1 protein-coding gene is annotated in these 259 nt (G+C 62.5%); it reads right to left on the minus strand.

Going from position 1 to position 259, the window contains the following annotated elements; all coding sequences use genetic code 11:
• Positions 1-259 (minus strand): ATP-binding cassette domain-containing protein (locus Q4563_RS20765; RefSeq protein ID WP_303605864.1); only part of this gene is annotated, 259 nt, incomplete at both ends.

Consider the following 259-nt stretch of genomic DNA (forward strand, 5'->3'; position numbering starts at 1 on the left):
GTTGCCAGTGATCGGCCAGGTTGGCAAAGACCTGCTGGGCCAGATCAACGTCCATTCCGGCTCCCGGCTCATCCAGCAGAATAATCCGCGGCTGCTGCAACACCAGTCGTGCCAGCCCCAGCCGTTTGCATTCACCGCCCGATGCTTGCCACTCACCGTCGCCAAGCCAGGTATCCAGCCCCTGCGGCAGCTGCATGGCCCACTCGTCCAACTGCACCAGAGCCAATGCCGCCAGAATATCGTCATCGCTGTGCGGGTG

This window comes from Gilvimarinus sp. 1_MG-2023, assembly GCF_030548285.1.